This is a genomic window from Granulicoccus phenolivorans DSM 17626 = NBRC 107789 = JCM 15570 (assembly GCF_000423085.1).
Taxonomy (GTDB): Bacteria; Actinomycetota; Actinomycetes; order Propionibacteriales; family Propionibacteriaceae; genus Granulicoccus; species Granulicoccus phenolivorans.
On record NZ_AUHH01000022.1, the window covers coordinates 1 to 22,958 of the forward strand.

At 70.2% G+C, this 22,958-nt stretch carries 21 protein-coding genes; 6 read left to right on the forward strand and 15 right to left on the reverse strand.

Annotated features, from left to right (window positions below; all coding sequences use genetic code 11):
• Positions 1-943: 943 nt before the first annotated feature.
• Genes G531_RS0110150 through efp form a run of 3 tightly spaced genes read right to left on the reverse strand, consistent with a single transcriptional unit; the run spans position 944 to position 3,216 of the window.
• A complete protein-coding gene (locus G531_RS0110150; protein WP_035758503.1) occupies positions 944-2,038 on the reverse strand; it encodes an ATP-dependent DNA ligase in 1,095 nt (364 codons plus the stop codon).
• Between the two features lie 30 nt (positions 2,039-2,068).
• Positions 2,069-2,680 carry a transcription antitermination factor NusB gene (gene nusB, locus G531_RS21750; protein ID WP_245630550.1) on the reverse strand — a complete coding sequence of 204 codons (612 nt, stop codon included), beginning with the start codon at positions 2,678-2,680 and terminating at the stop codon, positions 2,069-2,071.
• Between the two features lie 5 nt (positions 2,681-2,685).
• On the reverse strand, positions 2,686-3,216 hold the full coding sequence (gene efp, locus G531_RS0110160; protein WP_035758511.1) for an elongation factor P: 531 nt from the start codon (positions 3,214-3,216) through the stop codon (positions 2,686-2,688).
• 191 nt (positions 3,217-3,407) lie between these two features.
• Between efp and metB the strand changes: the two genes are divergently transcribed.
• From metB to G531_RS0110185, 5 genes are all read left to right on the forward strand, one after another.
• Positions 3,408-4,586, forward strand: a complete 1,179-nt coding sequence (gene metB / locus G531_RS0110165) for a cystathionine gamma-synthase (protein WP_026927181.1) — start codon at positions 3,408-3,410, stop codon at positions 4,584-4,586.
• 110 nt (positions 4,587-4,696) lie between these two features.
• Positions 4,697-5,656 carry a siderophore ABC transporter substrate-binding protein gene (locus G531_RS0110170; protein WP_026927182.1) on the forward strand — a complete coding sequence of 320 codons (960 nt, stop codon included), beginning with the start codon at positions 4,697-4,699 and terminating at the stop codon, positions 5,654-5,656.
• 3 nt (positions 5,657-5,659) lie between these two features.
• A complete protein-coding gene (locus G531_RS0110175) occupies positions 5,660-6,706 on the forward strand; it encodes an ABC transporter permease (protein ID WP_081684013.1) in 1,047 nt (348 codons plus the stop codon).
• Entirely contained in the window at positions 6,703-7,746 is a 1,044-nt protein-coding gene (locus G531_RS0110180) for an iron chelate uptake ABC transporter family permease subunit (RefSeq protein WP_211221821.1), read from the forward strand. Before G531_RS0110175 ends, G531_RS0110180 begins: the two co-directional genes overlap by 4 nt.
• Positions 7,743-8,501 (forward strand): iron ABC transporter ATP-binding protein, encoded by a 759-nt coding sequence (locus G531_RS0110185; RefSeq protein ID WP_026927185.1) that lies wholly within the window; start codon positions 7,743-7,745, stop codon positions 8,499-8,501. Before G531_RS0110180 ends, G531_RS0110185 begins: the two co-directional genes overlap by 4 nt.
• A 33-nt stretch (positions 8,502-8,534) precedes the next feature.
• Here G531_RS0110185 and aroB read toward each other — a convergent pair whose 3' ends face one another.
• From aroB to G531_RS0110240, 11 genes are all read right to left on the reverse strand, one after another.
• A complete protein-coding gene (gene aroB / locus G531_RS0110190) occupies positions 8,535-9,632 on the reverse strand; it encodes a 3-dehydroquinate synthase (protein ID WP_026927186.1) in 1,098 nt (365 codons plus the stop codon).
• Entirely contained in the window at positions 9,625-10,158 is a 534-nt protein-coding gene (locus G531_RS0110195; protein ID WP_035758504.1) for a shikimate kinase, read from the reverse strand. Before G531_RS0110195 ends, aroB begins: the two co-directional genes overlap by 8 nt.
• Entirely contained in the window at positions 10,155-11,351 is a 1,197-nt protein-coding gene (aroC, locus tag G531_RS0110200) for a chorismate synthase (RefSeq protein ID WP_026927188.1), read from the reverse strand. The genes G531_RS0110195 and aroC overlap by 4 nt, the downstream gene beginning before the upstream one ends.
• Positions 11,352-11,414: 63 nt before the next feature.
• Positions 11,415-12,791 carry a glutamate decarboxylase gene (gene gad / locus G531_RS0110205; RefSeq protein WP_026927189.1) on the reverse strand — a complete coding sequence of 459 codons (1,377 nt, stop codon included), beginning with the start codon at positions 12,789-12,791 and terminating at the stop codon, positions 11,415-11,417.
• Positions 12,792-12,810: 19 nt separating this feature from the next.
• Positions 12,811-13,719 (reverse strand): shikimate dehydrogenase family protein, encoded by a 909-nt coding sequence (locus G531_RS0110210; protein ID WP_245630549.1) that lies wholly within the window; start codon positions 13,717-13,719, stop codon positions 12,811-12,813.
• The gene (gene mltG / locus G531_RS0110215) at positions 13,692-14,813 is read right to left on the reverse strand and encodes an endolytic transglycosylase MltG (RefSeq protein ID WP_051215329.1); all 1,122 of its coding nucleotides are present in this window, start codon (positions 14,811-14,813) and stop codon (positions 13,692-13,694) included. Before mltG ends, G531_RS0110210 begins: the two co-directional genes overlap by 28 nt.
• 4 nt (positions 14,814-14,817) lie before the next feature.
• Positions 14,818-15,303, reverse strand: coding sequence for a Holliday junction resolvase RuvX (gene ruvX / locus G531_RS0110220; protein WP_245630548.1), 486 nt, complete (start codon positions 15,301-15,303; stop codon positions 14,818-14,820).
• Complete coding sequence (gene alaS / locus G531_RS0110225; protein WP_026927193.1) at positions 15,300-17,990, reverse strand: alanine--tRNA ligase; 2,691 nt, start codon at positions 17,988-17,990, stop codon at positions 15,300-15,302. The genes ruvX and alaS overlap by 4 nt, the downstream gene beginning before the upstream one ends.
• A 31-nt stretch (positions 17,991-18,021) precedes the next feature.
• On the reverse strand, positions 18,022-18,345 hold the full coding sequence (locus tag G531_RS0110230) for a hypothetical protein (protein WP_026927194.1): 324 nt from the start codon (positions 18,343-18,345) through the stop codon (positions 18,022-18,024).
• Positions 18,342-18,728, reverse strand: coding sequence for a DUF948 domain-containing protein (locus G531_RS21755; RefSeq protein WP_035758505.1), 387 nt, complete (start codon positions 18,726-18,728; stop codon positions 18,342-18,344). Before G531_RS21755 ends, G531_RS0110230 begins: the two co-directional genes overlap by 4 nt.
• A 138-nt stretch (positions 18,729-18,866) precedes the next feature.
• Positions 18,867-19,583 (reverse strand): Type 1 glutamine amidotransferase-like domain-containing protein, encoded by a 717-nt coding sequence (locus tag G531_RS0110240; RefSeq protein ID WP_026927195.1) that lies wholly within the window; start codon positions 19,581-19,583, stop codon positions 18,867-18,869.
• Between the two features lie 83 nt (positions 19,584-19,666).
• Here G531_RS0110240 and G531_RS0110245 point away from each other — a divergent pair, with 83 nt between their 5' ends.
• Positions 19,667-21,502 (forward strand): hypothetical protein, encoded by a 1,836-nt coding sequence (locus G531_RS0110245; protein ID WP_026927196.1) that lies wholly within the window; start codon positions 19,667-19,669, stop codon positions 21,500-21,502.
• Between the two features lie 54 nt (positions 21,503-21,556).
• Here the strand turns inward: G531_RS0110245 and G531_RS0110250 are convergent, their stop codons facing one another.
• Complete coding sequence (locus tag G531_RS0110250) at positions 21,557-22,906, reverse strand: replication-associated recombination protein A (RefSeq protein WP_174522489.1); 1,350 nt, start codon at positions 22,904-22,906, stop codon at positions 21,557-21,559.
• Positions 22,907-22,958 lie beyond the last annotated feature (52 nt).

Genomic DNA, 22,958 nt, shown 5'->3' on the forward strand with positions numbered 1-22,958 from the left:
CTCGTCCGGTTCGCGGGCACTCCTGGCTGCTCGCTGGTCCGGATCCGGCTCGCGGCCCCTGCAGGGCCCGCGGCCCCGAACCCAGCCCGCGCGACCGAACTTGCCCCGCGGACCCGAGTCGGCCGGTCGCCGTCCGGGGGCCGGCTCGTACGTGCGCGGGCCCCGGTGACGTTGCGCGGGTCCTCCCCCCCCTGGTTCGAGGGCGCTGGTGACGTTGCGCGGGTCCAGGTCGGATTTGCGGGCGTGCATGGCTCGTGGCTGGTGGCTTCGCGCGGGTCCTCGTCCGGTTCGCGGGCGCTCGTGGCTGCTCGCTGGTGCGGATCCGGCTTGCGGCCCCTGCAGGACCCGCGGACCCGAACCCAGCCCGCACGACCGAACTTGCCCCGCACATCCGAGTCGGCAGGTCGCCGTCCGGGGGCCGGCTCGCACGGGCGCGGGCCCCGGTGACGTTGCACGGGTCCCCCCCCTGGTTCGCGGGCGCTGCTGGCTGCTCGCTGGTCCGGATCCGGTTCGCGGGCGTGCATGGCTCGTGACTGGTGGCTTCGCGCGGGTCCTCGTCCGGTTCGCGGGTGCTGATGGCTGCTCGCTGGTCCGGATCCGGCTTGCTGCCCCTGCAGGACCCGCACACCCGAACCCAGCCCGCACGACCGAACTTTCCCCCGCGTACCCGAGTCGGCAGGCCGGCTCGCACGGGCGCGGGCCCCGGTGACGTTGCGCGGGTCGTCCCCCGGTTCGCGGGCGCTGATGGCTCGTGGCTGGTGGCTTCGCGCGGGTCCTGGCCGGGTTCGCGGGCGCTCGTGGCTGTTCCCAGGTCCGGATCCGGCTCGCGGCCCCTGCAGGGCCCGCGGACCCGAACCCAGCCCGCGCGACCGGACTTCCCCCGCGGCTCCACCGGTCCGCCACTGCGGGGCTTGCGTTGCCCAATCCCCCGGACCAGAGCTGACTAGGACAGGTCGAGCATCTCGCGCAGGTCGAACTCCGGAACCAGCTCGAGTTGGTCCCAGTGGCAGGACTCCGGCGTACGCTCCGGCCGCCAGCGGCGGAAGTCGGCGGTGGAGCGGAACCGGGTGCCCTGGGGGTCCCCCGGAACGGCGTGCACATAGTCGTAGTCGACCTCGCACACCAGCATCGGGGAGATCAGATGCACCTGTTCGCGTGGCTGCGACCACCGGGTCAGGCCCTCGGGTACCCGGGCGCCGGTCCGCCCGGCCTGCTCCGGACTCCAGGGATGCGCCGCCCACTGCGGGTCGCTGTCGGTGATCTCCAGCGCGGACAGCGTCCGGGCGAGGTCACCGCGGGCACTGCCCGGGAACCCGGCGCACACCCCCAGGAATTGCAGCGCCCCGGAATCGTCGAACAAGCCCAGCAGCAACGAGCCCAGTTGGGGGTGCTCCGGAGTCGAGGTGCGGTCGTAGCGGAATCCCCCGACCACGACATCGGTGGTCCGCCGGTGCTTGATCTTCAGGTGTCCCCGGCGGCCCGGTTGGTAGCTCAGCTCGGGCCCCTTGGCGACCACCCCGTCCAGGCCGGCCCCCTCGAAGGCCTCGAACCAGCCCTGCGCGACCTCGAAACTGCGGGTGACCGGGGAGAGCAGCAGCGGCGGCTGCCAGTCCTCGGCCAGGGTCTCCAACAGTTCCCGGCGGACCCGCCACGGCTCATCCAGCAGCGAGGTTTCCCCGAAAGCGAGCAGATCGAAGGCGACCAGACTTGCCGGAATCTCCCGGGCCAGCCGAGCCGCCCGGGAGCGGGAGGAATGCCGCGCGGCCAGCAGTGTGTAGTCCAGGGTGTTTCCCCGGATGATGACGATCTCGCCGTCCAGGACGCATTGCTCGGGCAGGTACGCCAGGGCGGCCTGCTCCAGTTCGGGGAAGAACCCGGAGAGGTCGGTGCCGTGCCGGCTCCACACCTCGACCCGGTCCCCGTCCCGGGCGAGCAGGGCGCGCCAACCGTCCCACTTCGGCTCGTAGACCAGGCCGGGCGGGATCGTCGCCACGCTGCGGGCCAGCATCGGCTCCAGCGGCAGCCGGATCGGCAGCATCGCTGCGCCCCCTCTCAGTCCCGCGCCGGCTCAGTCCTCCGCGCCGGTTGCCCCGGTGTCGGCGGTCGGAACCTCGGCCGCCGGGACCTCGGCCGCCGGGACCTCGGCCGCGGGGACCTCGGCCGCGGGAACCTCGGCAGTCGGGGCCTCGGGCACCTTGCCGAGCAGGCCGTTGAGGAAGGCCGGCGAGTCATCGGTGGACAGTTCCTGGGCCAGGAAGACCGCCTCGGAGATCACGATCCGTCGGTCGGTATCGGTGTAGTGCAGCTCATAGACCGCGAGCCGGGCCAGGTTGCGATCCACCCGCGGCATCCGATCCAGGCTCCACTGTTCGGCCAACACGCTGCGGATCACCCGGTCGATTTCCGGGGCGTGGGCGGCGTACCCGCGCACCAACTCGTCGGTGAACACCCGCACCGGGATCGAATCCCGATCGAGTTCCCGCTCGGTGAGCAGCTCGACCGGATCGAGCCGGCGCAGTTCGGCCTCGAACAACAGGTCCAGGGCCCGGCGCCGGGCCTTGGTCTGGGTACGCATCGGCCGGCCCGTCGTCTGATCCTTCGACGGGCCGACCAGCTTGATCTCGCCGTCGGGCATCCGGGGACGCCGCGGCGGACGAGGGTCGGTGGTGTCTGCAGGCATTCGGGTCAGCTGATCCGGCCGAGGTAGTCCCCGGTACGGGTGTCGACCTTGACCTTCTCGCCCTGGGTGATGAACAGCGGCACCTGGATCTCCTTGCCGGTCTCCAGCGTGGCGGGCTTGGTGCCGCCGGTGGAGCGGTCGCCCTGCAGGCCGGGCTCGGTGTAGGTGATCTCGAGCTCGACCGAGGTCGGCAGCTCGATGAACAGCGGGTTGCCGTCGTGGGTGGCGACGGTGGCCATCATCTCCTCGAGCAGGAAGTCCTTGCCGTCCCCGACGATGTCCTCGCCCAGGCTCAGCTGCTCGAAGCTGGCGGTGTCCATGAACACGTACCCGTCACCGTCGTGGTAGAGGTACTGCATCTCGCGCCGGTCGACGGTGGCGGTGTCCACCTTGGAGTCGGAGTTGAACGTCTTGTCCACGATCTTGCCGCTGAGGACGTTCTTGATCTTGGTGCGGACGACGGAGTTGCCCTTGCCAGGCTTGTGATGCTGGAACCACATCACCTGCCACAGCTGACCGTCGAGGTCGAGGACCATCCCGTTCTTGATGTCGTTGGTGTTTGCCACCCTGGTGCCCTTTCGTCGTCACACTCGGCGTACCACTCTAGCTGTACCCTGCGCGGACGTTGGTCTCAAGCGGCCGAGCGGGCGACCGGCTCGCCTCCGAAACCCGCTCACATCTGCACCGAGGTCCCGACCGGAGGCGGCGAGCGGCCACAATGGTCGACATGCAGGAATTCGATCAGGCCGCAGACCGGTTCAGTGCCCTCACCCGGGCGGTGCGCTCCGGAATCGACACCGACCCGGCGAACGGCGCAGTGGTGCCGCCGATCAATCTGAGCACCAACTACTCCTTCACCGGGTACGCCGAGCCGCGCGGGTACGACTACTCCCGCGCCGGCAATCCGACCCGGCAGGTGTTCGCCGACGCGATCACCGCGCTGGAGGGCGGCAGCGGCACGGTGATCACCTCCTCCGGGCTGTCCGCGGTGACCACCGCCGTGCTCTCGGTGGTCACCGCCGGGGCCCGGGTCGCGATCCCGCACGACGCGTACGGGGGCACCTGGCGGCTGTTCGACAACCTCGCCCGACGCGGCTACTGCGAACTGCACACCGTCGACTTCACCGCGGCCGACACCGCGGCCGCCCGGTTGGCCGAGCTGCAGCCCGACCTGGTCTTCCTGGAGACCCCCTCCAACCCGTTGCTGCGGATCACCGACCTGACCCGGATGTCCGCGGCCGCCCACGCCGCCGGCGCGCTGGTGGTGGCCGACAACACCTTCTGCTCTCCCCTGCTGCAGCAGCCACTCAGCCTGGGGGCCGACCTGGTGCTGCACTCCACCACCAAGTACATCAACGGGCACTCCGACATGGTCGGTGGTTCGCTGACCGCGGCCACCCCGCAACTGGCCGAGGAGATCAGCTACTTCGCCAATGTGTACGGCTGCACCGGCGGCGCCTTCGACGCCTATCTGGGGATGCGCGGTCTGCGTACGCTGCACACCCGGATGCGGGCGCACCAGGAGAACGCCGCGGCGGTGGTCGAGGTACTGCTGGCCCATCCGGCGGTGCGGGCGGTGTACTACCCCGGCCTGCCCGAGCATCCCGGCCATGAGTTGGCCGCCCGGCAGCAGTCCGGGTTCGGCGCCATGGTCAGCTTCGAGCTGGCGGGGGTGGCCGAGGTCAAGCAACTGCTGCCCGCCCTGCACTGCTTCACCCTGGCCGAGTCACTGGGCGGAACCGAGTCGCTGATCTCGCACACCGCGACGATGACCCATGCCGGGATGACCGAGGAGGCCCGCAAGGAGGCCGGGATCACCGACGGCCTGCTGCGGCTGTCGGTGGGGATCGAGGCCACCGAGGATCTGGTCGACGACCTGCGCACCGCGCTCGATGCTGTGATCTGACTCACAGAGTAACCGCTCGGGTTGCCCTCAAACCTGAGGCGAGGTTAGCCTAACTTCATCGTTGTTAGGTTCGCCTTCCCTAAGGCGGCCTCCTGAACCGGAGTTGTTTCATGACGCGCATCGCACGCCTGCTCGCCGCCCTGATGGTGGTCGGTCTGCTCACCCTGACCGCCTGCTCGACCGGGTCGTCCCCCACCCAGCCCGAATCCGGCCCCGGCAACAGTGGCCCGATCACCGTGGCCCACACCCAGGGTGAGACGGTCCTGCCGAACGGTCCCGCCCAGCGGATCGCGGTGACCGACCTCGGCTCGCTGGACACCATCAAGGCGCTCGGCCTGGCCGACCGCGTGGTGGCGCTGCCCAAGTCCGGGGCGATCCCGGACGCCCTGGCGGAGTTCAAGGCCGACAAGTACATCGACCTGGGCACGATGCAGGACATCAACCTGGAGAAGATGAACCAGGCCAACCCCGATCTGGTCATCGTCGGCTTCCGCAGCGCCGCGAAGTACCCGGAGTTCGCCAAGACCTGGCCCACCATCGACATCACCTACACCGACGTCGACGTGGTGACCGGCACCATCCAGGCCGCCAAGGTCATCGGCACCGCCCTGGGCGCCACCCAGCAGGCCGAGGCCAAGAGCGCCGAACTGCAGGCCACCGCCGACGGCCTCAAGGGCATCGGCCAGGGCAGGTCCGCACTGATCGTGATGACCTCCGGCGGCAAGGCCACCCTGCACGGGGAGAACTCCCGCTTCGGCGCAGTGCACCAGCTGTTCGGCTTCTCCCCCGCCGTCCCGGCGATCCAGGCCGATTCGCACGGCCAGCCGGCCAGCTTCGAAGCGATCGCCCAGGCCAACCCGGATGTCATGTTCATCATCGACCGCGACGTGGCCGTCGGCCAGCAGGGCCAGCCCGCCGCCGAGGTCCTGAACAACGAACTGATCAACAACACCAACGCGGCCAAGAACGGCAAGCTGGTCTACCTGGACGGGGGCCGGTGGTACGTGATCATCCACGGCCTGGACAACGTCCGCACCATGCTCGCCGATGCCGGGGCCCAGGCGAAGTAAGCCATGACCACCCTGCTCGATCTCGATCGCGACCGTCCGGCCGCAGCGTCTGCTGCGGCCGGTTCGGCCACTTCCACGCCCACCGCCCGCCGCGGCGCCGCCCGGGACCCGCGCAACTCGCGCCGCAACCTAGCCATCGCCGTCGGCGGCGGGTTGCTGGTCGCCGGGTCGGTGGTCAGCCTGCTGATCGGTGCCGGCACCCTGACCTGGGACCTGCTGTGGATCTCCCGGGTCCCGCGCACCGTCGCCGTGCTGCTGGCCGGTGCCGCGATGGCCCTGGCCGGGCTGCTGATGCAGATGCTGGTTCGCAACCGGTTCGTCGAACCCAGCACCGTCGGCACCACCGAGTCGGCCGGTCTCGGCCTGCTGCTGGCCAACCTGCTCGCCCCCGGCCTGCCGCTGTCGGGCAAGATGCTCGTGGCCGTGGTCACCGCCCTGCTCGGCACCTTCCTGTTCCTACGCATCCTGCGCGCCATTCCGCCGCGCTCCTCGGTGATCGTGGTGCCGCTGGTGGGGATGATGCTGTCCGGGATCATCTCCGCGGTCGCCACCTACATCGCGTACCGCACCGACCTGCTGCAGGCGATGGGCATCTGGATGACCGGTGACTTCTCCGGCGTGATGCGCGGCCGCTTCGAACTGCTGTGGGTGCTGGCCCTGGTCGGGGTGATCTGCTGGTTCGCCGCGGACCGGTTCACCGTCGCCAGCCTCGGCGAGAGCACCGCCACCAGCCTGGGGCTGCGCTACCAGGCGGTGCTCGCCCTCGGTCTCGGCCTGGTCGCGATCACCGCGGCCATCACCGTGGTGGTCGTCGGCGCCCTGCCCTTCCTCGGGCTGGTCGTGCCGAACCTGGTCTGCTCCGTGCTCGGGGACAACCTGCGCCGCAACCTGCCCGTGGTAGCGATCTCCGGGGCGTTGCTGGTCCTGATCTGCGACATCCTCGCGCGGACCATCAACCAGCCTTTCGAGGTGCCGGTCGGCGTCGTGGTCGGCGTGGTCGGCGCCGCGATCTTCCTGGTGATGCTGCTGCGCCGGGGACAGCGCGGATGAGTTCCCCGGCCTCCCGGGCCGGGATGAGCGGGAGGACCACGCAGGATCCGGCCGCCACCGCGCCACCGCGGCGGCTGCTGGCGCTGCTGGGTTCACCCCCGGCCCGGCTGGTGCTGTTCGCGCTGCTCGCCCTGGCCTGCGCCGCGGCGTACTACCTGATCAACGCCAACGGCAACATCAACTTCGTGCTCACCTATCGCAGCCAGAAGGTTGCCGCGATGGTGCTGGTCGGGATCGCGGTGGCGATCTCCACGGTGCTGTTCCAGACCATCACCGCGAACCGGATCCTCACCCCCTCGATCATGGGCTTCGATTCGTTGTACGCCCTGCTGCAGACGGTGCTGGTATTCGTGACCTCGGCGTTCGGGGTGGGCACCCTGTCCTCGGCGATGAACTTCGGGCTGTCCGCGGTGCTGATGGTCATCTCCTCAACGGCGCTGTTCCTGTGGCTGTTCGGGGGCCCGCGCCGCTCGCTGTACCTGATGGTCCTGGTCGGGATCATCTTCGGGACGCTGCTGCGTTCGCTGGCCACGCTGCTGCAGCGGATCATGGAGCCGAACTCGTTCCTCACCCTGCAGTCGCGGCTGTTCGCTTCCTTCACCAACGCCGATCCGGCCCTGCTGCCGATCGCCGCCGTGCTGGTCGTGGCGGTCTCGCTGGTGATCTGGCTGCGCAGCGACGAGTTGGACGTGCTCGCGCTGGGTCGGGAACTGGCCACCATGCTCGGGGTCAACTATCGCCGCACGGTGCTGATCGGGCTGGTGGGCATGGCGGTCCTGGTGTCGGTGTCCACCGCCCTGGTCGGCCCGATCACCTTCTTCGGTCTGATCGTGGCGAATCTGGCCTACCAACTGGCCGGGACCCACCGGCATCGCTATGTGCTGCCGGTGGCCGCGCTCCTGTCGATCATCACGCTGGTCGGGGCGCAGGCGGTCCTGGAACATCTGTTCGGGATGGGCACCGTGCTGAGTGTGATCATCGAATTCGTCGGAGGGATCGTCTTCATCGTGTTGCTGCTGAGAAACGGACGCCAGCGATGATCCGGGTCGAGAACGCCACCAAGGCGTACGGGACCTCGGTCGTCGTCGACGGGGTCAGTCTGGAGTTGCCGACCGGTGGGGTCACCTCGATCGTGGGGCCCAATGGGGCGGGCAAGTCCACCCTGCTCTCGACGGTGGCCCGGCTGCTTCCGCTGGACGGCGGTCGGATCAGTGTGGCCGGGCTGGACGTCTCGACCGCCGACACCCGGGAACTGGCCCGGGTGCTGGCGATGCTCAAGCAGGACAACCCGCTGACCGTACGCCTCTCGGTGCAGGATCTGGTCTCCTTCGGCCGCTACCCGCACTCCCGCGGGCGGCTCACCGAGACCGATCGGGCCCTGGTGCGCACCGCGATCTCCTACCTCGATCTGGAGGGTCTGGAGGACCGCTTCCTGGACGAGCTGTCCGGCGGGCAGCGGCAGCGCGCCTTCGTGGCGATGGTGCTGGCCCAGGACACCGATTATGTGCTGCTGGACGAGCCGCTGAACAACCTGGACATGCCCCATGCGCGCTCGATGATGCGCCGGCTGCGGCGGACCGCCGACGAGTTGAACAAGACCGTGGTGATCGTCATTCACGACATCAACTTCGCCGCCGCCTATTCCGATCAGATCGTGGCGATGAAGCACGGCCGGGTCTGCCGCCAGGGGTCACCGGAGGAGATCATGACCAGCGAGGCGCTCGCCGACATCTACGACATGGACCTGCAGGTGCACGAGATCGAGGGCCGACGCTTCGCCCAGTATTACTTCTGAGTTCGGTACTACTTCTGAGTTCCGCGCGCCGGGTCAGGCCCGGGGCGTGGTCAGGGCAGCGTACGCCGCGGCCAGATCCGCCTCGGCCGGACCGGCGCAGATCTCCGGGCGGCCCAGATCGTGCAGCAGCATGAACCGCAGCTGCGACCCGCGGGTCTTCTTGTCCAGGGCCATCGCGTCGCGCAGTTGCGGCCACGCCTCGGGGCGGTAACGGACCGGCAGTCCGAGTCGGGTCAGGATCCGGCGGTGGCGCTGGGTCAGGTCGGCCGACATCCAGCCGATCCGCTGGGCGAGCTCGGCGGCGTATACCATGCCGACGCTGATCGCCTCCCCGTGCGGCCAGCGGTACTGCTCCTGGCGCTCGATCGCATGGCCCAGGGTATGGCCGTAGTTCAGCAGTTCCCGGCCCACCGTGGTGCCCACCGAGGTCGCCTCGCGCAGGTCGCCGGAGACCACCTGGGCCTTGACCGCGATGCCGCGGGCGATCAGCTCGGCGAGCAGATCCGAGGCCGGGTCCACCGCGGCATCCGGATCGGCCTCGTAGCGGTCCAGGATCTCGGGGTCGGCGATGAAGCCGCACTTGATCACCTCGGCCATTCCCGCCCGGATCTGCTGCGGCGGCAGGGTGGCCAGCACCGACAGGTCGCACAGCACCCCGCGCGGTTCGTGGAAGGCCCCGACCAGGTTCTTCCCGGCCGGGATGTTGATCCCGGTCTTGCCGCCGACCGCCGCATCCACCATGCCGAGCACCGTGGTCGGCACCGTGATCAGGCCGACCCCGCGCAACCAGGTCGCCGCGATGAAGCCCGCCAGGTCGGTGGTGGCGCCGCCGCCCAGGCCGACCACGACATCGGAGCGGGTGAACCCGGCTGCGGCCAGGGCGTCCCAGCAGCCGACCGCGACCTGGGCGGTCTTGGCCTGCTCGCCATCGGGCAGCACCAGCGCAGTCACCTCCGCCGGCAGCGAACTGGCCAGTTCCTCGGCCAGCAGGGCCAGCGGCGGGGCGTACAGGATCGCCACCCGCTGGGCGTCGCCGATCAGCTCCGGGAGGCGGTGTCGCGCCCCGTGGCTGACCAGCACGTCGTACGGTCGCTCGGCCGAGACCGTGATCGTCCGGCTGAAATCACTCATCGGGGCCTCCACCCAACTCGGTCAGGATCTGCGTGACGACCGCCTCGGGAGTCCGGTCATCGGTCTCGAACTGCCAGGTGGCGACCTCGGCGTACAGCGGAAGCCGTTCGGCGAGCAGTTTCGCCAGCCGGCCGCGGACGTTGCCCAGCAGCAGCGGCCGAGCGGTGTTCAGCCCGACCCGACGCGCGGCCTCGGCGGCGGAGACCTGCAACCAGATCACCTGGTGTCCGGCCAGGGCGCGGCGGGTCTCCTCGGCCAGAATGGCTCCCCCGCCCAGCGAGAGCACCGCGGCGTCCCCGGCCAGGGCGGCGTCGGTGGCGGCGCGCTCGAGTTCACGGAAGGCGGCCTCACCGTCGACGGCAAAGATGTCACTGATCTCGCGGCCCTGGGCCGCCTCGATCTCGGCATCGATGTCGCGCACCGGCAGGCCCAGACGTTCGGCGAGCAGGGCGGCGATCGTCGTCTTGCCCGACCCGGGTGAGCCCACCAGCACCAGTGGCCGGGTGGGGTCGTAGGCCGGGGTCACTGGGCGATCTCGAGTCCGCGGCTGCGGACCGACTCCAGGTAGGACTCCAGGTTGCGCCGGGTCTCGGCGACCGAGTCCCCGCCGAACTTCTCCAGCGCCACCTCGGCGAGCACCAGTGCGACCATGGCCTCGGCGACCACACCGGCCGCCGGCACGGCACAGACGTCGGAGCGCTGGTTGTGCGCCACCGCCGGCTCCCCGGTCGCGGTGTCGAGCGTACGCAGGGCCCGCGGCACCGTGGAGATGGGCTTCATCGCCGCCCGGACCCGGAGCACCTCCCCGGTGGTCATCCCACCCTCGGTCCCGCCGGCGCGGTGACCGGCCCGCTGGATCCCGTGCTCGGTCGGCAGGATTTCGTCGTGGGCCAGCGACCCGCGGGTGCGGGCCAGCTCGAAGCCGTCGCCGACCTCCACGCCCTTGATCGCCTGGATCCCCATCAGGGCGCAGGCGAGCTTGGCGTCCAGGCGGCGGTCGCCCATCGTGTGCGAGCCGAGGCCGGGCGGGCAGCCCCAGGCCAGCACCTCGACCACCCCGCCGAGGGTGTCCCCGGCCTTCTGGCATTCGTCGACCTCGGCCACCATCGCCGCGGAGGTCTCCGGGTCGGCACAACGCAACGGATCGTCGTCGATCCGGGGCAGGTCCGCCATTGTCGGGAGCAACCCGGCCGGTGCCCGGACCGGGCCGAGTTCCACGACATGGGAGAGGATCCGGATGCCGTACGCCTGCTCCAGGAAGTTCTGCGCAACCCGGCCCAGCGCCACCCGGGCGGCGGTCTCCCGCGCCGAGGCCCGCTCCAGGATCGGGCGCGATTCGGCCCAGTCGTACTTCTGCATGCCGGTCAGGTCGGCGTGCCCGGGGCGCGGGCGGGTCAGCGCCTTGCCGCGGGCCTGCGCGGCGAGCACCTCCGGATCCACCGGGTCGGCGGCCATCACGGTCTCCCACTTGGGCCACTCGGTGTTGCCCACCTGGATCGCGATCGGCGACCCGAGGGTCTCCCCGTGCCGGACCCCGCCCAGGATGGTCACCTGGTCGGCCTCGAACTTCATCCGGGCACCGCGGCCGTAGCCGAGCCGCCGGCGGGCCAGCGACTCCTGGATGTCGGCGGTGGTGACGTTGATGTGGGCGGGGAGCCCGTCAATCGTCGCCACCAGGGCAGGGCCATGGGATTCTCCAGCAGTGAGCCAACGCAGCATGGGGCACAGTCTGTCACGATCCGGGGGGTCGGCCCGGCGCCTTCCGCGTTCTCGTGGTGCGGCTCAGTGCGTGAAGGCGTGCGAGGTGGTCCGCTTGGGCAGCGGCGCGGTGAGGTTGTCCAGGTACGCCACCTGCGCAGCGATCACCGCGAGCAGCTCATTCGCCAGATCCATGGTGAGGCCATTGCGCACCACGATGCGTTGCACGGTGACCTCGGCCAGGTCATCGGGCATCGGGTACGCCGGGACCTGCCAGCCGTGCATCCGCAGCCGGTCGGAGAGGTCGTACAGATCCCACTTGTCGGTGTGCCCGGCGACCTGGCGCCAGGCGAAGACCGGAATCGTGGAGCCGTCGGAGATCAGCTCGAAGGCCGGCATCGCCCCGATTTCGGCGGCCAGATGCTGCGCGACCTGCTGCGATTCGCCCTGGACCGTTTCGTATCCGGAGCGCCCCAGCCGCAGGAACAGGAAGAACTGCAGCAGGACCTGCGCACCGGGGCGGGAGAAGTTGAGGGCGAGCGTCGGCGTCTCGCCACCCAGGTAGCTGACCCGGAAGATCATCGACTCCGGGAGCGCGTCCCGGTCGCGCCAGACCACCCAGCCCAAGCCCGGATAGACCAGCCCGTACTTGTGCCCGGAGGTGTTGATGGAGGCGACCCGCGGCAGCCGGAAGTCCCACTCCAGCTCCGGTTGCAGGAACGGCGCGATCATCCCGCCCGAGGCGGCGTCGACGTGGATGGGGATGTCGAGTCCCCGCTGCTGCGCAATCGTGTCCAGGGCCTGCTGCAGGTCGGCGATCGGTTCGTACGCGCCGGTGTAGGTGACCCCGAGAATGCCGACCACACCGATCGTGTGCTCGTCGACGTAGTCATTGAGCTGCGAACCGTCCAGGGTCGGGTGTTCCGCGCTGATCGGCACCAGGCGCGGCTCCACCTCGAAGTAGTTGCAGAACTTCTCCCAACACACCTGCACCGCCGCCGACATCACCAGGTTCGGCTTCGAGGTGTCGGCCCCCTGGGCCTCCCGGCGATGTTGCCACCGGCGCTTCAGCGCGATGCCGGCGAGCATGCAGGCCTCGCTGGAGCCGATGGTGGAGGTCGTCGGGGCGGCGGCCGGGTCCGGCGCGTGCCACAGGTCGGCGATCATCTCCTGGCAGTACTGCTCGATCGCGGCGGTCTGCGGGTATTCGTCCTTGTCGATCATGTTCTTGTCGAACGCGTCGGCGTACAGTTCCTTGGCCTCGTCCTCCATCCAGGTGGTCACGAAGGTGGCGAGGTTCAGTCGCGCGTTGCCGTCCAGCATCGTCTCATCGCGGACCACGTCACGCGCCGCCGCCGGGCTCATCCCCTCGGCCGGCAGCCGATGCTTGTCGATCCGGTCGGCGGCACCGGGCCGGCGCCGGAACGGGTTGATCGTGATCTCGTCGGCCGGCTCGGGCATCTCATGTCTCCTGGGTCGCTCAGCGGGCCGCGCGTGCGGCCGCCACCAGTATGTCGGGGTCCACCGAGCGCCCCGTCATCAGCTCCACCTGGCGTACCGCCTGGTGGGCGAGCAGATCCAGACCGGAGAACACCACCAGGCCCCGCTCCGCGGCGACCTGGGCGGCCCGGGTGGGCCACGGGTGGTAGATCACGTCGAACAGCGCCGCCTGGGTCTCGGCGATCCGCACCGCGAGCGGGTCGGCGGCGCCGGCAACCGCGGTCTGGATCAGCAGGTCGCTGGGCGGGAAGTCGAGGAAGCCGGTGATCCGCGGGGTGATCCCGGTCGCCTCGAACACCGGCTGCCAGGCCTCGACCTTGGCCGGGGTCCGGGCCGCCACGGTGATCTCGGTGACCCCCAGTCGGGTCAGCGCCACGTACGCCGAACGGGCCGTCGCACCACCGCCGAGGATCACCGCCGACCGCAGCACCGACCCCTGCTCGGGGGTCCCGAAGCGCCGCAGCACCGGCTGGACGAAGCCGTCGACGTCGGTGTTGTCGACCACGATCCGACGCCCGCCGGGAGCAGTCGGGTCCGGCTCGAACAGCAGGGTGTTCGCCACCTGGGCCAGTTCGGCGGTCGGGCGTACCTCCCCACCGCTGCGCCGGGCCAGCTCGACCGCTTCAATCTTCAACGGCATGGTCAGCGCCAACCCGCGCCACTGCGGGCCGCAACCGGCGACGAAATCGGCGAGTCCGCCGGCCCCGACCTCGTGTCGCTCGAAGGTCCAGTCCAGGCCGAGCGCCGCGTACGCCGCCCGGTGCAGCACCGGGGACAACGAGTGCGCGATCGGGGACCCGAGCACCGCGCAGGTCCGCGATCCCGGGACGGCTCCCGGCCCGGACCCGCCCGGCATCGGGGTCAGCACCGGCCCTGGTGCGACTGGCACCACTCCTGGAACTTCTTCACATTCGCCTGATGCTGGTCGAAGGTGTCGGCGAACGCGGTCTCGCCGGTGTCCAGGTTGACCGCCACGAAGTACATCCAGCCGCCGTTCTCCGGGGCCGCCGCCGCCTCCAGCGCGGCCTTGCCCGGCGCGCTGATCGGCCCCGGGGGCAGACCGGGATGCAGATAGGTGTTGTACGGGCTGGGGTTGGCCCGCTCCTGGTCGGTGGTGGTGGCGCCCTGACCGCGCGGCTTGTTGTTCGCGTACTCGACGGTGGTGTCCAACTGCAGCGGCATGTTCTTGTCCAGCCGGTTGTACAGCACCCGGGCCACCTTCGGGCGGTCCTCGGGCCGGCGTACCTCGGCCTCGATGATGGAGGCGACGATGACCACGTCGCGCGGGCTGCGGCCCAGGGCCTTCGCCTTCTCCTCGAGCTTGATGTCGGTGGCCTTCTTGGTGAAGTTCTCCGCCATCATCTTCAGCGGGGAGATCGGGTCGCTGCCGGTCATCTCGTAGGTGTCGGGGAACAGGAAACCCTCGGGATTGCCCTCGGCCCAGGCCGAGAGTTTGTACTCATCGACCCGTTTCAGGGCGTCGTTGATCTCTCCCTCGGAGATGCCGGTGTCCTTGGACAGCGCAGCCACCTGTTCGCTCAGCCGCAATCCTTCGAGGATCCGGAATTTCTTGCCGCCCTTGAGGCCCGCGTCCAGCATCGACTGGATCGCATCGGTCGCCTTCATCTTCGTCTTGAGGTGGTAGGTTCCGGCCTGCAGCGACTGAATGTCGGGGAACTGGGCGGTCGCCTCGGTGAACGCCTCGATGGAGGCGACCACATCCTTGTCGACCAGCAGTCCGCCGATCTCGCTGACCGAGGTGCCCGGTTCGACCACCACGGTCACATCCGCCTCCCCGGGCCCCGGGTAGTCCTTGGCGGCGAAGACGCCGCTCACCGATTGGGAGATCTTCTGGTAGGCGAACAGCGAGCCGCCCACCAGGACCAGCAGCGAAAGCCCCACCGCGAAGATGTTCTTCGCGAGGTGGGAGATGTCGCTCCAGTTGCGTTCGCGCTTCTTGTCCGGACTCAGCAGGCTACTCACTGCCTCACTCCTCTCCGGCGGGCCGGAGCTCCAGCGGCATGCCCGGGGGCTGCCCGGTGCTGCGTTCGGTCTCCAGTGCCTGCTCCAAAATCGTGACTGCGGCGACCTGATCGATCACGCGCCGCTGCTGGCGGGCCGTACGCCCTTGTTCGGTCAAGGTCCGCGCCGCCTCGACGGTGGTGAACCTTTCGTCCACGAACCTTACCCGAATCGGGGAAATGCGCCGGGCCAGCGACGCGGCGTTCCGGCGGATCTTCTTTGCCGCGGGTCCCTCTCCGCCGCGCAGCGAACGGGGCAACCCGATCACCACCTCGATCGGTTCGTACTCGGCGACCAGCGCGGTCAGCCGGGCCAGGGCCTGCGACCCGCCGGCCACGGTCTCGACCGGGTAGGCGAGGATGCCGGCGGAGTCGCACGCGGCGACTCCGATCCGGGCATCCCCCCAGTCCAGCGCGAGCCGGACCCCGGGTCGCAGGCCGGCGTCGGTCACCGGGTGACCACGCTGCCGACCGCGTGCTCGACGGCCAGCAGCGCATCGTCGATCCCGGTCGCGTCCGAACCGCCGCCCTGGCCCAGGTCGTCCTTGCCGCCGCCCTTGCCGCCGAGCTTCTCGGTGCCCACGCGGACCAGGTCACCGGCCTTCAGCCCCCGGTCCCGGGCCGCCTGGGTGGTCGCCACGACCAGCGCCGGTTTGGCGTCGGTCCCGCCGGCGAGTACCACCACGGCGGGCCGGTCCCCGAGCTGACCGCGCACCTCGATCGCCAGGTTGCGCAGGTCGCCCCCGTTCACCCCGGCCGCGTGCTGGGCCACGAAACCGACCCCCCACATGTCCTTGACGGTGTCGGCGATCTTCTTCGCGCTGCCCAACGCCTCCTGGGCGCGGTAGCCCTGCAGTTGCTTCTCGGCATCCTTGAGCTGGACCAGCAGCTTCTCCACCCGTTCGCTCAACTGCTCCGGGCGCACCTTGAGCATGCCGGTGAGGTTGTTCACCAGGGTCCGTTCGGCCGCGAAGTGCTGGAACGCATCGGTGGAGACCAGCGCCTCGACCCGGCGTACGCCCGAACCGATGGAGGACTCCCCCAGCAGCGCCAGCATCCCGATCTGGGAGGAGTGCTGGACGTGGGTTCCGCCGCACAGCTCGCGGGAGAACTCCCCGCCCATCTCGATCACCCGGACCCGTTCGGGATACTTCTCCCCGAACATCGCCATCGCACCCATCGCCTTGGCCTCATCCAGCCCCATGATGGCCGAGGTGACCGGCAGGTCGGCGGTGATCGCCTCGTTGGACAGGCCCTCGACCTCCTCACGCTGATCCTGGCTGAGCCCGTGCGGGGACTGGAAGTCGAAGCGCAGATAGCCCGGCTTGTTGTACGAGCCGGCCTGCACCGCGTCCGGCCCGACGGTCCGGCGCAGCACCGCATGGATCACATGGGTCGCCGAGTGGGCCTGGCAGGCGCCCATCCGGTGCAGCGGGTCGACCGCGGCGGTGACCTGCTGCCCGAGGTGGACCTCCCCGGCGTTCACCTGCACCTTGTGCACGATCAGTCCGGGGACCGGGCTCTGCACGTCGAGCACCTCGAGTTCGGTACCCGGGGCGGTGATCGTGCCGGAATCGGCGTCCTGGCCACCGGACTCGGCATAGAAAGGGGTCTCGGCGAGCACGACCTCGACGATCTCCCCTGCGCTGCCGACCGGAGTCGAGGCCCCGTCGCGCAGGATGCCGAGCACGCTGGTCTCGGTGGTCAGTTCGTCGTAGCCCAGGAAGTGGGATTCGCCGCCCGCGCGCAGTTCGGCGTACGCCTCGGGGTTCTGCGCCCCGCCCTTCTTGGCCTTGGCGTCCGCCTTGGCCCGCGCCCGCTGTTCGCCCATCAGTTCCACGAACCGGTCGCGGTCGACCTGCAGGCCGGCCTCCTGGGCCATCTCCAGGGTCAGGTCGATCGGGAAGCCGAAGGTGTCATGGAGCTGGAACGCCTTGTCCCCCGACAGCACCTGCTGGTCCTGCGCCCGGGTCTGGCTGACCGCCTGATCGAACAGCTGGGTACCCGCGGTCAGGGTGCGCCGGAACGCCTCCTCCTCCGCGTACGCCGCCCGCTCCACCCGCGGCCACGCCTCGATGACCTCGGGGTAGGACTCGCCCATCAGGTCCCGGCTGATCGGCAGCAGCGCGGGCAGCACCGGCTCGTCCACCCCGAGCAGCCGCATCGAGCGGACACTGCGGCGCAGCAACCGGCGCAACACGTAGCCACGGCCCTCGTTCCCGGGCACCACGCCATCGCTCATCAGCATCAGCGACGCCCGGACGTGGTCGGCGACCACGCGCATCCGCACGTCGTCGTCGTGGTTCGCCCCGTAGGTGCGCCCCGACAGTTCACACGCCTTCTCGATCACCGGGTAGATCTCGTCGATCTCGTACATGTTTTCCTTGCCCTGCAGCAGGAAAGCCACGCGTTCCAGACCCATCCCGGTATCGATGTTCTTGTTGGGCAGGGTGCCCTTGACATCGAAATCGTCCTTGGCGCGCACCGCGGACAGTTCCTCGGTCTGGAAGACCAGGTTCCAGATCTCCAGGAACCGATCCTCATCGGCCTCCGGACCACCGTCGGCGCCGTACTCCGGGCCGCGGTCGATGTAGATCTCCGAACAGGGGCCGCCCGGGCCGGGCACGCCCATGTTCCAGTAGTTGTCCTTCAGGCCGCGGCGCTGGATCCGCTCCTCGGGGACGCCGACCTTGCGCCACAGCTTGTACGCCTTGGTGTCGCCGTCGGGATGATCGGGGTGATGCCCCGGGCCCAGCACGGTGACCCAGATCTTCTCCGGATCGAAGCCGAAGCCGCCCTTGGACTGCGGGGAGGTGACCAGTTCCCAGGCGTACGCGATCGCATCGGCCTTGAAGTAGTCACCGAAGGAGAAGTTGCCCGCCATCTGGAAGAACGTGCCGTGCCGGGTGGTCTTGCCGACCTCTTCGATGTCCAGGGTGCGGACACACTTCTGGACGCTGGCGACGCGGTCCCACTTGGGCTGTTCGGCCCCGGTGAAGTACGGCTTGAACGGCACCATGCCGGCGTTCACGAACAGCAGGGTCGGGTCCTGGTAGACCAGCGGCGCCGACGGCTCGATGCTGTGGCCGCGCGCGGCAAAGAAGTCCAGGAAGCGACGCCGGATCTCGGCGGTTTTCATCGATAGGTCCTTCAGATCGGATATGGGTGGATCAATGGGTGGCGCGGACCGCGCGGAGGGCCTCGACCTCGTCCTCGTCGGTCATCCCGAGGGCCTCGCGCAATTCGACCTCGTACTCGTCGGAGGAGTTGCGGACCCGCGACCAGAAGTCGGCCAACTGTCGGCCCCAGTCATCGGTACGCCGGCGGAACTCATCGGCCCGGGTCCGCAGGTCCTCCGACCCGGCCGCCGGGGCCAGCCCGACACTGCGGCGCAGCCGCTGCCCCACCGAGGCGGGGGTGAGTTCCTTGCGGACCCGCAGGGCGACGTAGGCCCCGGCGGCCGCGCCGGCGGCGAACCAGAACAGCCGCTTCACTTCGCGGCCCGTCGCGCCTTGCCCTGGCGCAACGCGCTGCGCAGGCCGTGGGCGGTGGCGGCGGTCTTGACCAGCGGGCCGCCGACGGTGGCACTGAACAGGGTGGCCAACTGGGCCGCATTCTCCGAGACGACGGTGGCGTGTCCGGTCACCTTGGCGGCGTCCTCGGTCACCACCGACAGCTTCTCCAGCTCGGCGTTGGTGGCAGCCACGGTGCCCCGCAGCTCGTGCAGGATCGGCACCGAGTTGTGGCCGATATCGCGGACGCTGAGCCGCAGTTCCTCCAGTACGCGGCCCAGCTTGTGCAGCGGGACAGCACACAGTGCGACAAAGATCACCGCGGCGACGGCCGCGATCATCCCGGCGATTTCACCCAGGGTCATCGTCATCCTCGAAGTCGTTGATGTGTGGGCCACCTTCGGCGCAGCCCAACGTACCCGGGTCAGCCTAGTGCAGGGGCGGCAGCCACTCCGCGGGGTGAACGTTTCCGGGTCGGGGATATTCCCGTCCCGGGACCGGGGTCACAGGGCGCGCATCTTCAGCGGTTCGGCCACCACACCGCTGGTCACCGGGGAGAAGTTGGCGCTGACCCGCCACGCCCCCGCCCCGCGTCGCTCGGCCAGCGCTCGGGTCAGCTTGCCGTCCACGAAGTGCAGGGCCGCCCCGTCGTCGACGCCGTACCCGTCGGGCAACAGGCCCGCGCCCACGGCATTGGTGTAGAAGGGGGCGCGGTCCTCCTCGCCGTCGTAGTGCGGGCAGAACGATCCCGTCAGCATCCCCAGGCCACCGCGCCAGGGCTCGATCTCGGCCCCGAAGGAGTCGGTGGTGCAGGCCTCGAAGAACACCGAGGCCCCCGCGGCGATCCCGCCGAAGACCACGTCGCGCTCGGCGGCGATCTCGGCGAACATGGTGTCCACCCGGTGGGCCCGGAGCAGGGCGTCCAGGTTGACCGTCGAGCCGCCCCCGATCACGAACACATCAGCCTCCCGCGCCTGCCGGACCGAGGCCCGCGCCCCCTCCCACAGGGTCAGCACGGTGGTGCGCAGCCCCATCGGGCCGAACGCGGTGAGGAACCGGTTGATGTAGCGGGGATCGTCGGCCGAGCCGGTCGGCACGAAGCAGACCAGCGGGTTGGGCCGGGTGGCCAGCCCGACGAGGTAGCGGTCCAGTTGGGTTACCGTCGCGTTCGGCGACATCGAGAAGCCGCCGCCGCCCAGGGTCACGATGTGGGTGGTCATGGCGCCATGCTCCCACGCGGTCGACCCCGCCATGGCCGGGACGAAAGATTCGGCGCGTGAGCTTGATCGCCTACCCTGAGCCCATGAGCCAGCAGCCCGCGCCCGGCCCGATCGCCCCGGAAGGCCCCGCGGCGCAGGTCCCCGCCGGTGCCGCGGGGAACGGGCCCGCCGGTGCCGCGGCGGGAGTGAGCGCGCACCGGGCGCTGGGATCGATCCTGGGCACCACCCTGCGAGAGGTGTTCGTGGTGCCGATCCAGGACGGCCGGATCCGGACCCGGGGCTGGAGTCGAGGGCTGGCGGTCGTGGCCGCGGTGGCCCTGCTCGCCTACCTGGGCGCGATGCTGACCGTGCTCGGTGCGCGACTGCTGGGTGACGTGGCCCCGATCGGGACCGGGGGGCTGCGGATGGGGCTGGCCGGTGGGCTCGCCCTGCTGACGATGTTGCCGGTGTTGCTGACCCTGGGCTACCTCGCCGCCCTGCAGCTGCGCTGGTACCTCCGGCTGCCGCTGCAGGCGATCGTGTTCGCCATCGCGGGGTCGCCGACGGTGCTGACCCTAGTCGCGATCGTCCCGTACGCCCGGGGCGTACTGCTGGGGTTCGTGCTGAGCGTCCCGGCGGTGCTGGTGGTATTGCTGGTGGGCGCGTTCGCGCTGGTCGGGCGGCCGTTGCGGGTGTGGGTGGGGCTGGCGGCGCTGGCTGCGATGGGTTGGATCGTCCTGGTGCCGATCTTGTTGGTGAGTGTGCTGTTCGCCGGGGACGTCGGCGCGGTCAGCATGTCGGTGGCGCTGACCTCGGTGCTGATCTTCGTGCTGGCGGTCCTGGCGGTGCCGACCGCGTACGCCGCCGGGGCGTCGTTCATCCAGATCTCGGTGAACACCGCGACGTGGACCCTGTCGGAGATCCGGCACTGGGTCCGGCCGGGGATCTGGCCGCTGCTGGCGATCCTGCTGCTCGCCGGGAATCTGGCCCTCCTGGCCGCCGACGGCTTCGCGGGGCCGACCTACCTGAAAGCGGTGCTGTGGACCGCGGCCACCCTGCTGGTCGCCCGGGTCTGGTTGGTGCGGGCTCGGCGGTTCGGGCCCTGGGACGTGCCGCGACCCACCACGATGGCGGAGTCCCTGATGAAGGCCTCGGGCGCGCTCGGCCTGGCGATGTCGGTGTGGTTGGTGGTCGCCCTGCTGCCGGTCCCGGGCCGGTTGCGCAATCCGGTGGCCATGGGGTTCGCCGCGGTCCTCGCCCTGGTGCTCGCCGAACGGGCGGCTCGGCGGGGCAGTACGGCCGCCGCGACGGTGCTGGCCCCGGTCGCGGTCAGCCTGGCCGGGATGGGGCTGATGTTCGGGCTGGGGGTCACCGGGACCCCGCATCGACAGATCTCCGGGTTGCTGACCCTGGTGCTGCTCGCGCTGGGCCTGTGGTGGCGCCGGCGGGGACCGCTGACCGCGCAGCAATGGTTCCTGCTGGCGATCGGGGCGGGGATCCTGCTGATCTTCCCGGAGCGGGAACTGCTCGCCGAGCCGCTGTCGGCGCTGCTCGGCTTCTCCACCCTGGGCGTCCTGATCGCCGGTCTGCTCTGGCGCCTGCTGACCGAGGGCGAGTGGGCCAATGTGGACGGGCGCCGGTTCAACCGGACCGCCCGGGTGCTGGTCTTCTGCGGCTACGCCCTGGTCACGGCCTGCGCGGCGGTGCTGATGGCCTACGCGCCCGATTTCGGCTGGGACCTGGACAGCTTCGCCTCCATCGGCAGCCAGATTCTCGGGGTCGGGGTCGCGGCGGCCATCGTGGTCGGGATCGCCGAGATGGGCCGGTTCGGGTTGGATCCCGCGCCGCCGCCGCAGCGGATCGCCACCGGGGCCGGCGTACCGCCGATGAGCGGGATTCCCGCGGACGCCCCGGCGCCGCGGCGCGCCCTGGTGGACTGACCTCGGGGCGGTGGCTCAGTCGCGCGTCGGTGGCTCAGTCCTCGGGGCGGTGGCTCAGTCCTCGTTGCGGCCGAGCAGGCGCTGCAGGCTGGTCAGCCGCTGCTGCAGGGCCGCCTCCTGCCCGTGATCGGTCGGTTCGTAGTAGCGGGCCCCGGCCAGGGAATCGGGCAGGTACTGCTGCCGGGCCACGCCGTGCGGATGATCGTGGGCATAGCGGTAGCCCTTGCCGTGGCCCAGCCCCTTCGCTCCCGGATAGTGCGCATCGCGCAGATGCGGCGGTACCACGCCGGATTTTCCGGCCGCCACATCGGCGGTGGCCCGGTCGAGCGCCAGGTAGGCCGCATTGGATTTCGGCGCCATGGCGCAGGCGACGGTGGCGTGGGCCAGGTTGATCCGGGCCTCGGGCATTCCGATGAGTTGCACGGCCTGGGCGGTGGCCACGCACAGCGGCAGGATCGAGGAGTCGGCGGTGCCGATGTCCTCGCTGGCCAGGATGATCAACCGCCGCGCGATGAACCGGGGGTCCTCCCCCGCGCTGATCATCCGGGCCAGATAGTGCAGCGCCGCATCGACATCGGAGCCCCGCACGGACTTGATGAAGGCGCTGGTCACGTCGTAGTGCTCGTCGCCGCCCTTGTCGTAGCGGACCGCGGCGCGGTCGACGGCCTGTTCGACCACGGCGGTGTCGATCGTGTCGGAGCCGATGGCCTCGGCCCCGGCGGCGGCCTCCTCGAGGTAGGTGAGCACGCGGCGGGCATCGCCGCCGGCCAGTTGCCGGATGGTGCTGCGGGCATCCTCGGTCAGCGTGAAGTCCCCACCCGCGCTCGGATGCACGCCGCGGGCATCGCTGAGCGCCCGATCGATCAGCACGTCGATGTCGGCGGCGCTCAGCGGCTTGAGCGTCAGCAGCAGGGACCGGGACAGCAGCGGGGAGATCACCGAGAAGCTCGGATTCTCCGTGGTGGCCGCGATCAGGGTGACGATCCGGTTCTCCACCGCCGGCAGCAGCACATCCTGCTGGGCCTTGGAGAAGCGGTGCACCTCGTCGACGAACAGCACGGTCTTCTGCCCGCGGGCCAGATCGCGGCGGGCCGTCTCGAGCACCGCCCGGACCTCCTTGACCCCGGCGGTGACCGCGGAGATCTCGACGAACTTGGCCGCATTGGATCGCGACACCACCGACGCGATGGTCGTCTTCCCGACCCCCGGCGGCCCCCACAGGAACACCGACATCGCCGCCTCACCGCTGGCCAGCCGGCGCAGCGGTGCGCCGGCGCCCAGCAGGTGCTGCTGACCGACGATCTCGTCAATGGTGCGCGGGCGCAGCCGGACCGCCAGCGGAGCATCCGGCCGGTCCACATCGGCCAGGGACCCGCCGAGGGCGGGCTCGGGGCGGGGCACCATGCCGAACAGGTCCTCAGTCACCGGGAGAGGGTAACTCACCCGGCGACGGTGT